The organism is Ruegeria sp. J8, from assembly GCF_056531925.1.
In genome coordinates this window covers 250016-264396 of record NZ_JBQFMR010000004.1, presented here as the reverse complement: position 1 = coordinate 264396, position 14381 = coordinate 250016, and the positions used below count along the sequence as shown (strand labels likewise).

Sequence of the window (14381 nt, the reverse complement as noted above, 5' to 3'; positions counted from 1 at the left end):
GGTCGCAGTATGACAGGGTAGAGGCACCACATGACCAACTCTTTTTTTCAGCCGGTTTCGGCGATGGATCTGGCCCGGTTTGCAGGGATTCCGACGTTCATGCGCTTGCCGGGCATGACGTTGGATCACGAACGCATCGCCGAGGTCGAACTGGGCCTGATTGGCATCCCCTGGGATGGCGGCACTACCAACCGCCCCGGTGCACGGCATGGGCCGCGTCAGTTGCGCGACTATTCGACGATGATCCGCGCAATGAACCCGGTGACAGGTGTTGCGCCATTCTCGTTGGTCAATTGTGCTGATCTTGGGGATGTCGCGCCAAACCCAGTGGATATTGAGGATACGCTGAACCGCGTCACGATGTTTTACGCCGACTTGCACGCGCGCGGCATTACTCCGTTGACGGCCGGGGGCGATCACTTGACCACTCTGCCGGTGCTGCGCGCGCTGGCTAGTTCCGGTCCGCTGGGTCTTGTCCAGTTTGACAGCCACACGGACCTGTTCGACACCTATTTCGGTGGACACAAGTTCACCCATGGCACCCCCTTCCGGCGCGCGGTTGAAGAAGGGTTGGTGGACCCCAAACGCTTTGTCCAGATCGGCGTTCGTGGCACCGCCTATAACACCGAGGATATCGAGTGGGGAGAGGAGCAGGGTATCCGCATCATCCGTATCGAAGAACTGTTCGACCGCGGCATCGGCGATGTGATGGCCGAGGTGCGCAGTATTGTCGGTGATGCGCCGACCTATTGCACCTATGACATCGACTTCGTCGACCCCACCTTTGCCCCCGGCACCGGAACGCCCGAGATCGGCGGCCCAAACAGCTTTCAGGCCCAGCAGGTTATTCGGGAAATGTCTGGGATCAACCTCGTAGGGGCCGATTTGGTTGAAGTTTCTCCACCCTTCGACGCTTCGGGCAGCACCGCGTGGCTGGGGATATCATTGATGTTCGAACTGCTCTGTGTTCTGTCGCAAGCCGTGGACGCCCGCCGCTAGCGGACATTTTCGGCGATCATCGAGATCATTTCGAACATCACTGCCGCTGCCGTTAAAGCAGTGATGTTGTTGGGGCTGTCCTTGGTGGGCATCATGCAGACGACGTCTCCGCCGACGATATTCAGCCCGCGCGCGGCCCGCAAAATCCCCACGGCTTCGTCAATGTCGAAGCCCTTCTCGCCGGGTTCCAGATTGGACACCGCGGGCGCGACGGTCGGGTCGAGGCAATCCAGATCGAAGGTGATATAGACCGGACGGTCGCCCAACACTTCGCGCGTCTGCGCCACCACGTCCTCCAGCCCGCGCTGGCGGAATTCGCGCATGGTGACGATGTTGTAGCCATAGTCATAAGACGGTTGCAGCCAGTCTAGACTGCGCGGGTGACCTCGCAGACCGATCTGCATAGACCGCGTTGGATCAACTTGCCCCTGATCGGCCAGGTAAGCGCCCCAATGGGCGGCCGATTTCTTTGCGCCCAAAAAGTGATCGACCTTGGTAAATACATCCGTATGTGCGTCCAGATGCAGGAAGCTGATCGGCTCACCTTTAGCCAGTTGACCACGCCCCAGCGCCTGCACGATGCCGCCGGTGATCGAGTGGTCTCCGCCCACTGATACGGGCCGCGCGCCTGCTGCGTCGATGTCCTTGAAAAATGCCGTGATACGCTCGATGCAGTCCTCGTTGTCATTCGCGCGCGGAAAGGGCACGTCGCCCACATCTGCGATCTTTGCGCTGCTCCACGGGTCAATTTCGAATAGCGAATGCACCCGGCGTTGCACGGCCGAGACATGGCGCAACGCGCGGGGACCAAGGTGCTGATCCCGCTCAGTCGTGCCGTTGCCGGTGGAATGGGGGACGCCGACCAAGGCGATGTCCTGACCCTCGGCCCCTGTATTGGGACAGCGAAACAGGGTCGGTACGCCCCACCAATAGAGGTTATCCATCATCGACTGTTCATAGCGGTCGGTCATCTGCGTCCCCTTAAAAGGAAAACGCCCCCGGCTGGCGGGGGCGCTTTGTGTTTAGATTTTCTCGTCTTCTCGCCGGAAGGCCCCCTGCACGATCCGGTCGATGACCATGGCACAGAACAGGATGGCAAAGCCGCCCAGCAGACCCGGACCCTTGGCCGCATATTGCAGCGCCTCAAGGATTTCCTTGCCCAGACCGCCGCCGCCAATCAGCGAAATGATCACCACCATCGACAGGCACATCAGGATGGTCTGGTTCACCCCGGTCATGATCGAGGGCAGCGCCAGCGGAATCTCAACATCCTTGAGCAACTGCCATTTCGAGGCACCGAAGGCCACGGCAGCCTCTTTGATGCTGTCGGGCACGCCTCGCATCCCCAGCGCCGTTAGGCGGATCACCGGCGGCATGCCAAAGATGATCGTGGCCAGAATGCCCGGCGGATTGCCAGTGCCAAAGAAGGCGATGATTGGTATCAAATAGACGAATGCGGGCAGCGTTTGCATCAGGTCCAGCACCGGTTCAGCCGCACGGTAGGCCCGTGCTGATTTGCCAAACCAGATACCCAACGGAATGCCGATTACCACGCAAAGCAACACGGCAGCACCAACCAGGGCCACAGTCTCCATCGCGACATCCCAGTAACCCAGAAGTGCGATGTAAGCCAAAGACGCGGCAGTAAAGATCGCCACGCGCGGCCCCGCCGCACGCCACGCGGTGACGCAGATCACTAACATCACCACCGGCCACGGCGATCCGATCAACGCCACCGTCAGCGCATCCAGGACAGAGCGTACCCCGGCAACAATCCCGTCGAACACATCCCCGCCCGCAAGGGCTGCGGCGTCGATCTTGGCCTCCATCCAACTGGCAAGGCTTGAGAACAACGTGCCGCCATCTTCACCCAAAAACAGTGCCGAGACCTCTTTTTCCGGGAATGCGTCCAGCATCGCAATCGACGCATTGACCGTGAACTTATAGACGATCAGCGGCGCGATCGCTGCTACAAGCACTGCGCCCAGAACTGTGTTGCGCGTGGACCGGCCGCTTTCCGTACTGTCGGGATCAATGCGCCATCTGGAATACTGTTTTTCATAGATGCGATCAGCGTAAAGGCCCTGTATCAGCTTGAATACAACGAGCATGACCAGACCGGTGAGCAGGATTCCCGTCGCTTCGGCCTGAGCAGCTGCCGCCCGTTCCAGACTGGTATCTGCTGCCTTCTGGATGTTTTCAGCCAAACGCGTGAACCGATCGATATCCGACTGCTCGGTTGCGTTTGCTGCGCGTTCCAACAACTCGGCGGCACGGTCCAACTGTCCGGCTGCCCGGTCCGAAAACTCGGCCCCCGGATTGCCCCATGCGCCGCGCCCGATCTGGACCCATGCGATGATCTCAAGGATCAAAAACGCCCAGAACATCCCCCAGATCGCGCGGGAGGCTGACCAGAGCGGACCCAGCGCTGCCGCCCATTTGTTGAAGGTATTGGGCATTGCGCTGGTCGCGTCGTGAATTTTGTGGAACGCGTTTACATAATAATCTCCGTTCGGGCCGGCAAATTCCTGAATGGACTTGTCCAAAGCTTCGCGGTCGACTTCGATGTCGGAGGCTGCTGTTACTTTTACCTCGGCGGTTGCATCAGTCATTTTTGCCCCCCTGAATGCCGCGCAGCAGGCGCGGCTTGGTCACGACACCGATGTCATTGCCCGCATCCGTGATGACGACGGGCAAATCAGTTCCCACTGCCAGATCAATCAACTGATCCAGATCCGAGCCTTCATCCGCGCGCGGGGCGCCATCAAGTGGCCCGGCATAGCTGTCGATCGGCTCCATGATCGAGTGCGCCTTGACCAATTTGAGTTTCGAAATGCCCTGAACGAACTCACGCACATAATCGTCGGCGGGGTTCATCACGATGTCTTCCGGAGTGCCGATCTGAACGATCACACCATCCTTCATGATCGCAATCCGGTGGCCGATGCGGATGGCTTCGTCCAGATCGTGGGTGATGAACAGGGTGGTCTTTTGCAACTGCGCCACAAGCGCCTTGAACTGGTCTTGCAATTGTAGCCGGATCAATGGATCCAGCGCCGAGAAGGGTTCATCCATCAGCAGGATCTCGGGGTCCGAGGCTAACGCCCGGGCAATACCCACCCGCTGTTGCATCCCGCCAGACAGCTCTTTGGGCAAACGATCCTCGTAACCGGTGAGGTTCACAAGGCCGAGCGCATGGTCCGATACTGCCCAGCGTTTGGATTTAGATATTTTTCTGATCTCAAGCGGGTAGGCGACGTTATCGCGCACGGACCTATGCGGCATCAGCGCCATGTGCTGGAACACCATTCCGATCTGCTGTGCCCTGATACGGCGCAGCTCGGACTCGGAAATCTTCGAAACGTCCTGCCCTAGAATTTCGATCTTTCCGGCGGTCGGCTCTATCAGCCGATTGACATGGCGCACCAGCGTCGACTTACCCGAGCCGGACAGGCCCATAATGCAGAAAATCTCTCCTCTGGGGACTTCGAACGTCGCACCTTGGACGCCGACCACGCAATTAAATCTTTCCAGAACTTCGGGTTTTCCAATTCCTTCCGCCCTAACGGCAGCCATGGCTTCCTCGGCGCGCGCGCCGAATATTTTCCAGACATTTTCTAGTTTTACGACAGGTTCGTCCATATGTCCCTCGTGCGGCGAAGTTTCGCCCGCAGATATGCAAAGGGCCGCCGGGAAGATCTCGGCGGCCCGGATATCTGCGACTTAGTTTGTCAGCCACCCGATGACGGTGTCTTCGTTGTCGTTTACCCACTGACGGGCAAATTCTGCGGCTTCGATATTGTCAACGGCCAGTGCCTTGCCCATCGCGCTCAGGTCATCGCCACTCATCTGATAATTGTTGAATAGAGCTGCCACCTCAGGGAAGTTCTCTTCCAGCTCTTTGGCATAGTGCAGATGCAGAGTGGCCCCGTTCCAGGCCGAGGATGCCTCGGATTTTTCCAGCCAATCCGGGTCGTCTGTCGGCTGCACGATGGTCCAGGTTGCCGGATCATGCGCGGGCTCTTCCAGAACAGTCAGATCCTGCGTGACAAAGATATAGTGCGGGCTGTAGCAGAACCCGATCCACGGATCGCCTGCCTTCGCCGCGTTTGCCAGATTGGCATAAGCGATGGTTTCTTCATATTCGGTCAGATCGAAAATCTGGTCATAGCCATAAGACTTGGCCCGGATTTTCTCGACCACGGTCGAAGCCCAGCCCGGCGCACCGATCCACACCTCGGGGGTTCCGTTTCCATCCGTGTCAAAGATGGCCATCTTGTCCGGATCACTGAGGTCGTCGATGGACTTGATGTCATATTTTTCGGCGGTGGCGGTGGGCACACACATGCCCTGTTCAGCCTGCACGGGGTTCTGGTTCATCACGACGGTTCCATTGTCTTTGACATAGGTGTCGTGCAGGTTTTGCTGGTTCGGCATCCAGACTTCGGGATGGACGTGCATCGATCCGCTGTCCATCGCCTCAAATACGATAGGGTTGGTGCCGTTTTGCAGTTCAACATCCAGACCGAGGTTTTCTTCGATAACAACCTCAAGGATATGGGCTGTGGCATTGACTGACGCCCAGTTTGGAACGCCGATAACAATATCTGCGGCCATTGCCGGTCCGGCGATCACCACGGATGCGCCCCCCAAAAGCGTTGTAAGTTTCTTCATCTGATTTCTCCACGTTGGTCGTTTTTCTGTTGGTGTTGTTATGAGTATTAGCAGGGTCGTTTCGCCCTTTTAGGTTTTTGGGAAAGCTGACCTTTCCTTGGTTTGCGGCCAAAGGCCATCTGCGCCGGGTGGCCAGAAAATTGAAACACGCCGGTGTGCCGCCCATCAAGTGTCAGAGACGACAAACTGGCGTATCCGAAATTATCATAAATTAGATTCGGAATTTTGCGAATTTGGTTCTACTTTGGATGCAGAAATGATAGGGCAATATGTGGAATAAGGCCTTTTTTAACGCAACTTCGCGACGTTCTCTTACGGCTTGCGTTGCTCGAATCCCAGCTTGATACTCCGCTCCCGGCTATCCGTGTTATTGCCCAAAGGTATGTTTTAAAGCCCACAAACCGTTGATCGCCAGACATATTGCCAAGATGCTCCGCGGCGGGTTAGCCATACGTATCGGAGGACATCATGACAGATCGCGCGTGCTATTTCATAAGCGGAAGCCCGCCTTGTTGGAGCGTTATGCTCGCTCTGGCTGTCAAAGGATTGTCTTACGACGCGCGACGCCTGAGCAACTCGGCAGGTGAGCAGAAGAGTGCGGAGTTTCTAGCGATCAATCCCCGTGGAAATGTTCCCGTGCTTGTGGATGGCGACGTAACGGTGCGAGAGACCAACGCGATTTTGGCCTATCTGGATGCGGCCTATCCAGAGCCGCCACTGTTCGGAACCGACAAGGTGCAGACTGCGGAAATATGGCAGACCGTCTGTGAAGCCGGAGATCGCCTCAGAGCGCCGATTGGCAATTTGGTCCGGCCAATTTTCCGCAAACGTTCAGCGGAAAAGGCAGACGAGATCATGACGGCAATCGAGCCTGTGTATCAGGAACTGTCAGCTCTGGAGGCGAACCTTGCCAATCGGCATTTCGTCTGCGGGTCTGATATTTCGGCCGCCGATTTAATCGTCTTTCCGGCCGTGATGCAGCTTTTGCGCGGGGCTAACTATGATGGCGCTGATGGGCTGGATCTTCAGGTGCTGCCCCTGGACGAACACTATCCGAACCTTGCTGACTGGGCGCGGCGAATAGAGGCTATTCCTGGGTACGAAGCGGCCTATCCACCTCACTGGCGATAAGATTGCGCAAACCGCGTTGCCGTCATGCGCCGTCCCACCAATCCTTGGGCTTCAGGCGTTTGGCTCGGTTGCTGCGTTTGTCCAGCCACAAGGCCAGTTTGCGCCAGCGGCCAAGTGCAAGTTTTCGCCAAAGCCGGTCGGTCAATTTGTCAAAGTCGCGATTGAATGGGCAGACGCGCATACAAATCGCGCAATCGCTTTGCAGTTTGGCCCAATACTGGAAACAGGCTTTGGCGTCCGATGTCCATTTGCGCACACCTTGGATGGCTGATGCCTCGGATGCCGCGCTGACTTCGGGTGGGCCATAGGGCAGGGCCTTTGCCGGACAGGCATCTGCGCATTCGGTGCAAATGTCGCAAAACGCCCGAACCCCCAGCGGGCGCGGAGCGTCATGACTCAAAGGCAGGTTGGTGAAAATCTTGGAGAACCGCAACCGAGGGCCAAATTCCGGGGTGATGACCATTTGATTGCGGGCGTATTCGCCCAGCCCGGCTTTGATAGCAAAGGGAATAACCAGCCCGGTATCATTCATTGAGGGTACCGCCTGATATCCCAAGTTCCGGATATAGGCAGCCAACTGTATGACGATTGCGGCCTCGTGGCTGTATTCGCGCCCAGTGGCTGCTCCGGCCAAAGCCGAAGGATAGGTTGCCACCAGTTCCTGATCCATTTTGTGGCCCAATACGATCACGCTGGTCAGCCCCTCGGGCAGCGTATTTTTGGCGTCCGAGAAATCCCGCGTGTCAACGCGACTGGAATAGATCCAACGGTCATCGAAATCGGTAAGCCCAACCAGATCAGCGCCAAAGAACCGGGCGATACGCTTGATCTCTGCCGCCATGGCCATTGGATTATCGATCTCAACCTTGGTTTCGGCGACGGGCGTGTCTTCCGAGATCGGTGCCTGAAAGCCTTCACGCCGCCCCTGATCAGCCGAGCGATTGCTGATGATATCGGAGATAAGCCAACTGGCATTGCGAAGGGCAAAATCCTTTTGCCGAAACCCGTCACCGTTGCGATAGTTCGCCTTCATTCGGTAGCTTTGGAAGAAGCCATCCGTATGTTTCGACCGCACCGTATCGTCCCAGAATGCGCGGGTGAACATATCGTTGCGCTGTTTGAAGGGCTCGAAATCTTCCGTGGTTACGATACCTGCGGCAGCGTCGCTATCGGCGTATGTGTCACGCCATCGCTGGCGATCCTCTTCGGTTGTCCTGTGGTTGCTGGGCCAAGCCATGCTGACGCTCCAATTCTGCTTGGTTGTGCCGTTGGGTTTGAAGTCCAACATTCCAATCAGGGTTTACTGTGAACGCCCCTCAAAAAGCATTCAATCCCAATGAGGAATTTTCAACAGCGTTAAGGCTGGCACCTCTTTGTCGTCCTGGTCAGGCTTTTCATGGTTTTATGCACAAACTCGCAGCTGTCGGGCACGCGAATTGCCGCAGCTACCGCATCACAAACGGGTCCGGGATCGGGTCATCGCTGGTGCGCAGCCACACTGCTTTGGTTTTGGTGTATTCAAGCGCTGCCTCAACGCCTCCCTCGCGCCCGTGCCCTGACAAGCCAAAGCCACCAAACGGCGCAATCGGGCTGACGGCGCGATAAGTGTTTACCCAGACGATGCCCGCACGAATGCCCCGCATCATGCGGTGCGCGCGGGTCAGGTCGCGGGTGAACAGGCCCGAGGCTAGACCGAACTGCGTGTCATTGGCGATGGCCAGCGCCTCGGCCTCGGTCTCAAAACTGAGGACCGACAGAACAGGGCCAAAGAATTCATTGGTCACGCAGGGCGCATCGGGCGCGTCGGTGCAATCCAGAATGGTCGGGGGGAAGAAATACCCCGCACCCTCGGGCACCTGCCCGCCAATGACTAGTCGCGCGCCCTGCGCAACGGACCGGTCAATCAGGTCAAGAGCACGGTCGCGCTGACGCAGGGTGCACAGCGGTCCAACCTCGGTCGCCATGTCCTGAGGTGATCCGATCACCACATTTCCGGCCTTTTCTTTCAAGCGTGCCAGAAATTCGTCCTTGATCGAACGTTGGATCACAAGGCGTGATCCGGCCACGCAGCTTTGCCCGGTGGCCGCGAAAATCCCCGACACCTGCGCATTCACGGCGCTGTCGAGATCGGCATCTTCAAACACGATGAACGGAGATTTTCCGCCCAGTTCCAGCGAGGTTGAGGCCAGATTGTTGGCAGTATTGCGCACGATATGGCGCGCGGTTTCGGGGCCGCCTGTAAAGGCCACATGGGCCACTTTCGGATGGCTGGTCAGGACCGATCCGCAATCAGGCCCGAATCCGGTGATGATGTTCAGAACGCCCTTGGGAAAACCCGCCTGATCGAAGATTCGAGCAAATTCCAGCATCGGCGCGGGGCCTTCCTCGCTGGCTTTCAGCACGACCGTGCACCCCGCGGCCAAAGCCGGGCCGATCTTGACCGCCGACAGGAACAGTTGCGAGTTCCAGGGAACCACCGCCGCCACGACGCCCACAGGCTCACGCCGCAACCAGACCTGCATGTCGGGCTTGTCGATGGGCAGAAAAGCCCCTTCGATCTTGTCAGCCAGACCGGCGTAGTAGCGGTAGTATTCGGCCACATAGGCGATCTGGGCGGACGTCTCGCGGATGATCTTACCGGTATCGCGGGTCTCAAACTCGGCCAGACGCGGTGCATTTTCCGCGATCAAATCCGACAAACGCAGCAAAAGCTTGCCCCGCTGCGTTGCAGTCATATTGGTCCATTCGGGATCCAAAAATGCCCGCTCAGCAGCATTAACGGCCCGGTTCACATCTTCGGCGCGGGCCTCGGGCATCAAGGCCCAGGGCTGGCCGGTTGCCGGGTCCTTGCTTTCGAACTGTGCGGCTCCGTCCGAGAAAGCACCGTCGATATACTGCTGAAACTGTTGCATATTCTGTCCTTACTGAAAGGCTGGCATCACATCCGAGATGAACCGTTCAAGCGAGGCTTTCTTGCGCTCGAACGGCATTGAGCTGTCGATCCAGAAAGAATACTCGTCATATCCTAGGGCCTCGTATTTCTTCAGCCGTTCCACCAGCTCTTCGGCGGTTCCGATGGCCAAATCGCGCTGAATCGCTTCCCGCGTATAGAACGGATGTGCGGCGATGTCGTCGTCTGACAGCGGATCGATCAGACCCTGATTAATCTCGCGCTTGTTCATGAACCAGGCGCCGAAATAGTTGTAGAACCGGTTTAACTCGACTGCGGCCTGTTTCGCATCGTCCGCGTCGCTGGCAACGTAGGTGTGCAGCAGCAGCATGATGCTGGGGCGCGGCTGATCAGGGAATTTGGCGCAGGCGTCGTTGAACTTGCCCATCAGTGATTCAATCTCGGGGTCTCCATTCCACAGCGGCGTCACCTGCACATTGCAACCGTTTGACACGGCGAATTCATGGCTGTTGGGGTCGCGCGCGGCGATCCAGATCGGCGGACCGTCTTTCTGCACCGGCTGCGGGGCAGAGGTGGTTTTCGGAAACTGCCAGAATTCGCCGTCATGCGCATAGTCCCCGGCCCAGAGCTTTTTGATCGCCGGAACCTGTTCGCGCATGCGCAGGCCAGCCTCCCACGCGTCCATACCGGGCATCATGCGTTCATATTCGAACGAGTAAGCCCCGCGCGCGATGCCCAGTTCCAGCCGGCCATCGGTGATCAGATCGGTCATCGCGGCCTCACCGGCCAGACGGATCGGATGCCAGAAGGGTGCGATAATTGTGCCCGTGCCCAGACGCACATTCTTGGTCTTGTTGGCCAGGTCCACCAGATTGATGAAGGGGTTCGGGGCGATAGTGAAGTTCATCCCATGATGTTCACCCGTCCAAACCGAGTTGAACCCGGCTTCATCCGCGATCTGACACAGCTGAACGAACTCATCATACAGCTGTTTTTGATCATCCTTCGGATCGATGCGCTCCATATGTGCAAAAAGCGAAAACTTCATTGCGTCACTCTTTTTCAGATGAGATCGGGCGGATTTTGCCGCTGACCTGATTGCCAAAATAGACCCCGAAATTGCCCATGCGGTTTTCCTGAGCGAACCGCTCCAACATGGTGCACATCGCGGCATCGGCAATGTCCATCAGAGTGGTTTGAGTCAGTTCGGTAAAGGTGCCTTGGGTGGGTTCCCCCTCGACCGCCTGGCACAAGAACGAGATGTGCTGTTGTTCGCGCGCTTCGTCTTCGTAGACGGAATAGATAAACCCCGGCTCGGCGCGGACACCGCATTGCTCGATCAGACGACTCAGGGCGGCTGAGGCCCCGTTCTTTCCGGTCTTGGTTTCGGGCAACGTCAGACGACCCTGATCATTTCCGATCAGCAGTACCTTGCCCTCACGCTCGATCAGGGCCGAGACGATCAGGTTTGTACTCTGGCTCAGCGCTTCCGCTTCGGCGGCCGGGGTGACATAGGCGCCACGGGCATAGCCCAGCCCCGGTGCGGTCGAGGTGTCAAAGGCTTCGACCTTGCCGATCAGGATCAGGTGATCCCCGGCCTCGACCGTTTTGAAAGTCGAGCAGTCAAACCAGGCCGAGACGCCAACGAACACGGGCGACCCCACAGGACCGGGGTGCCAGTCCACGGCGGCAAAGCGATCTTCGACCGGGCGGGCAAAGGTGTTGGACACATCCTTTTGCGATTCCGACAGGATGTTGACGGCAAAGCCCTTGGAATTGGCAAACGCCTCATAGTTCCGCGAGCTGTTGGCCAGACAGACCGACACCAGTGCCGGATCCAGCGACACCGAGCTGAACGAGTTCGCGGTAAAGCCCAGCGGGTTGCCGTCTTCATCATGGGTCGTCACAACCGTGACGCCGGTCATGAATGCCCCAAACGCGTTCCTCAGCGCGCGTGGATCAAAACTCGTCATGCGGTTTCCCTTTCGTCCATCGGGGTCTGCAACCAGTCGGCCAGTATCGCATTGACCTGTTCGGGCGCTGTCAGATTGACCATGTGGCGCTCACCTTCGATGGTGGCGGCGCGCCCCAGCGGAGCTGCATCTGCCATGGCCTGCGCCATTTCAGGCGTCGAATTTGGGTCCAGCGCGCCGGTTAGCGCCAGCAATGGGCAAGGGATTTTGGCAAACCCGTCCGCATATTCCTCATCCCCATCCGCAAAGGCCCCATAGGCATCAGCGTAGCCCTTAAGGTTCACCGAAGACAGCCAACCAGCCACTTTGGCGCTGGCGACCTGTTCAGCCGGGGCGTCACCGAACCACCGTTTTAGCGGCGTTTCCAGATCAAAACTGCCCTTGCGGATCTCAAGCGCGCGGGCTGTTACTGCATCTCGGGCAGCCTGCGTGCGGCGAAAAACGCCATTCAGCAAAGCAACACGCGCCACCCTCTGCGGGTGAGTTACGGCATACCCGCCCGAGATCAGAGCGCCCATCGAGTGCCCGGCCAAACAGACCGGCCCCAAATCCAGAGCGGCGACAACCGCGTGCAACCAAGCCACATAGTCCGGTAACTTTGGCGTGCCGCCCAACGCGTCGCTGCCACCATGTCCCGGCATATCCAGCGCCATGACATGGTATTGCGTCGAGAACGCCTCAATCTGCGGCTGCCATGCAGCCGACTGCATGCCCACGCCATGAATCAAGACCAGCGGGGCACCTCGCCCCGCCTCGCAATAGGTAACGCGCCCGAAAGGCTTAGACAGCCGCAGGGTTGTCAACGTCATGGCCCAATTCCTTGAGGTCCTGATAGCGGTCACCGATACGGTGATGCGGACGTCCTCCAATCGATGCCCCCAGAGCAACTACGATCTCATCCGGCGCGGGCGCATCGGCGACTGAAAGCTGAATGGTCAGGTAGTGGCTGCGTCTGCCGCCGTCATTCTTGTCCATCAGCGGGATTTGCAGCGGCGCGCTCGCGGGGCCACGGGTGTTGGTGAAGGCCAGATAGGACTTCGCGCCCACTGCTTCACGATAGTGGTTGCCGAACCGCAGCGTGTGGATCAGGGCCGAGGCATGCTCGACCTCGCCATTCACGCCGACGATGGCGGATTTACCATAACCTTCGACCTTGTCGCCGCCGCCGGATGCATCCAGGATCATCCTGGTTAGCAACTCGCCCAGCCCTGGTGCGCAATCATGAATCGCAGGGCGCAGGTCTTCGACAAAGCCCTGACCGGCCCAGGGGTTCCTGAACACTGCAATCGCCGCGATCATCTTCAGCGGGGTCTCGGCGGTTTTGCCACCTTCAATCAGCGTCTCTTCGACATGCAGCAGTGTTTTTCGAATTTCAGCAGGCATTGCTGTGGCTCCATCGCAGGTCGTGGTTTTATAAGGTAAGATGGTATACCATCGACCAAGATGTCAATCCTGAAAACACCTTGGCCGGGCGTCTCCGCGGCGTGCGAAAAGTCAGGTTATGAAGTTTGGAAAGCGGAATAAGGTTAGATACCGCTCAGTATAACGGCGAGACATTGATGAGTTTGGAGTTTTATGGACTTGAACCATGCGGCGACGCGTCTTGATTCCAAACTCGCCCCGATACGCCTGCGGCGAATACAAGGTGTTCGAGCCTTCATGGCGCTTGGCCAGGCAACTCAGCCGCCGTTCAACCCCTCGATCAGAGCGATATCCGCCTGACAAGCATGGGCCCGTTTTTCGCGTGCAAGGCGATATTCTGGCGAATTGTAGCAAGCCCGAGCCTGTTCAATGCTGTCAAATTCGATAATGACGCGCCGTTGCCAGTCTTGGCCCTCTAGCGTTTCCGCCGCGCCCCGTGCCAAAAACCGGCCGCCGTATTTTTCAAAGGCTTCCGGTGCAAGCGCTTGATAGTCGGAATAGGCCTCAGCGTTTGACACGGTGACATTGGCGATCCAATAGCCTTTTGGCCGATCTGTCATTGCCCATTATCCTGCGATGCAAACACACGTTCCGCGACCGAAGTCGCCTCGTCCAGATGATGCTGAATGGCAAGTCGCGCTGCGGCGGGATCGCCTGAAACGACCGCGGAAAAAATGTCTTCCATATAAGAAATGCCGGGTCGGGTACGGTCAGCCGAGGTCAGTGTCAACATGCGAAGCCGGCTGATGCGACCGTTCAAACGTTGCACGACCTCCCAGGCAATGTGATGTCCTGCGCCATGAAAGACCACTTGGTAGAAATCCGAAGTTGCCCGGAACAAAGCCCCCCGCGTCTTGCCCTTGGATTCCTTTTGCAATCGCTTCAGCGCAGCCCGCAGCTTGCGGGTGATGTCTTCGTCGATATTGCGCGCGCATTGCTCGGCCGCAGCCGTTTCAAGCAGGCGACGAATTTCATAAATCTGACGGGCGTCATCCCAGCTCATGGAGGCGACGATAGGCCCGTGACCGGGCAAGATCTCAACCAGCCCTTCGGCTTCAAGATAGCGGATCGTTTCCCGAATGACTGTCCGGCTCACTCCAAGCTGTTCGCATAGCGGGCGTTCGACTAGCCGCTCGCCCGGTTGAAACACACCTTCGACAATGGCCTCGCGCATCCTGTCTTGCACCATATCGCGCAGAGTGGCGGGCTGGTGATCAATTTTTGCGAGCTTGGCTGTTGTCATGGGCCGAATGTCTATTCACCGGTCTCAA

At 57.9% G+C, this 14381-nt stretch carries 14 protein-coding genes; 2 read left to right on the top strand and 12 right to left on the bottom strand.

The window, feature by feature from the left end; genetic code table 11:
• The first annotated feature begins 30 nt into the window (after positions 1-30).
• Entirely contained in the window at positions 31-999 is a 969-nt protein-coding gene (locus tag ACR0L1_RS10870) for an agmatinase (protein ID WP_480503876.1), read from the top strand.
• On the opposite strand, the gene ACR0L1_RS10865 is transcribed toward ACR0L1_RS10870, so the two are convergent.
• The 4 genes from ACR0L1_RS10865 to ACR0L1_RS10850 form a co-directional block, all read right to left on the bottom strand.
• Positions 996-1970, bottom strand: a complete 975-nt coding sequence (locus ACR0L1_RS10865) for an arginase family protein (RefSeq protein WP_170789279.1) — start codon at positions 1968-1970, stop codon at positions 996-998. The genes ACR0L1_RS10870 and ACR0L1_RS10865 overlap by 4 nt on opposite strands.
• A gap of 51 nt (positions 1971-2021) precedes the next feature.
• Entirely contained in the window at positions 2022-3611 is a 1590-nt protein-coding gene (locus tag ACR0L1_RS10860) for an ABC transporter permease (protein WP_170771950.1), read from the bottom strand.
• Positions 3604-4641 carry a quaternary amine ABC transporter ATP-binding protein gene (locus ACR0L1_RS10855; protein ID WP_170771952.1) on the bottom strand — a complete coding sequence of 346 codons (1038 nt, stop codon included), beginning with the start codon at positions 4639-4641 and terminating at the stop codon, positions 3604-3606. The genes ACR0L1_RS10860 and ACR0L1_RS10855 overlap by 8 nt, the downstream gene beginning before the upstream one ends.
• Before the next feature lie 81 nt (positions 4642-4722).
• Complete coding sequence (locus tag ACR0L1_RS10850) at positions 4723-5673, bottom strand: ABC transporter substrate-binding protein (protein WP_170771954.1); 951 nt, start codon at positions 5671-5673, stop codon at positions 4723-4725.
• A 468-nt stretch (positions 5674-6141) separates the two neighbouring features.
• On the opposite strand from ACR0L1_RS10850, the gene ACR0L1_RS10845 reads away from it, so the two are divergent.
• Positions 6142-6804, top strand: coding sequence for a glutathione S-transferase family protein (locus ACR0L1_RS10845; protein ID WP_170771956.1), 663 nt, complete (start codon positions 6142-6144; stop codon positions 6802-6804).
• A gap of 22 nt (positions 6805-6826) precedes the next feature.
• Here ACR0L1_RS10845 and ACR0L1_RS10840 read toward each other — a convergent pair whose 3' ends face one another.
• The 8 genes from ACR0L1_RS10840 to ACR0L1_RS10805 all read right to left on the bottom strand — a co-directional run bounded on the left by ACR0L1_RS10840 (position 6827) and on the right by ACR0L1_RS10805 (position 14353).
• A complete protein-coding gene (locus tag ACR0L1_RS10840; RefSeq protein WP_480858782.1) occupies positions 6827-8041 on the bottom strand; it encodes a 4Fe-4S double cluster binding domain-containing protein in 1215 nt (404 codons plus the stop codon).
• Between the two features lie 208 nt (positions 8042-8249).
• The gene (locus ACR0L1_RS10835) at positions 8250-9716 is read right to left on the bottom strand and encodes an aldehyde dehydrogenase (RefSeq protein ID WP_480858780.1); all 1467 of its coding nucleotides are present in this window, start codon (positions 9714-9716) and stop codon (positions 8250-8252) included.
• Positions 9717-9725: 9 nt separating this feature from the next.
• Positions 9726-10763 (bottom strand): LLM class flavin-dependent oxidoreductase, encoded by a 1038-nt coding sequence (locus tag ACR0L1_RS10830; RefSeq protein WP_480858778.1) that lies wholly within the window; start codon positions 10761-10763, stop codon positions 9726-9728.
• 4 nt (positions 10764-10767) lie between these two features.
• Entirely contained in the window at positions 10768-11688 is a 921-nt protein-coding gene (locus ACR0L1_RS10825) for a flavin reductase (protein ID WP_170771965.1), read from the bottom strand.
• Positions 11685-12497 (bottom strand): alpha/beta fold hydrolase, encoded by an 813-nt coding sequence (locus ACR0L1_RS10820; RefSeq protein WP_170771967.1) that lies wholly within the window; start codon positions 12495-12497, stop codon positions 11685-11687. Before ACR0L1_RS10820 ends, ACR0L1_RS10825 begins: the two co-directional genes overlap by 4 nt.
• A complete protein-coding gene (locus ACR0L1_RS10815; RefSeq protein ID WP_480858775.1) occupies positions 12469-13071 on the bottom strand; it encodes an amino acid synthesis family protein in 603 nt (200 codons plus the stop codon). The genes ACR0L1_RS10820 and ACR0L1_RS10815 overlap by 29 nt, the downstream gene beginning before the upstream one ends.
• A 296-nt stretch (positions 13072-13367) precedes the next feature.
• On the bottom strand, positions 13368-13670 hold the full coding sequence (locus ACR0L1_RS10810) for a DUF1330 domain-containing protein (RefSeq protein ID WP_170783319.1): 303 nt from the start codon (positions 13668-13670) through the stop codon (positions 13368-13370).
• On the bottom strand, positions 13667-14353 hold the full coding sequence (locus tag ACR0L1_RS10805) for a GntR family transcriptional regulator (RefSeq protein WP_480858773.1): 687 nt from the start codon (positions 14351-14353) through the stop codon (positions 13667-13669). The genes ACR0L1_RS10810 and ACR0L1_RS10805 overlap by 4 nt, the downstream gene beginning before the upstream one ends.
• Between the last annotated feature and the right edge of the window lie 28 nt (positions 14354-14381).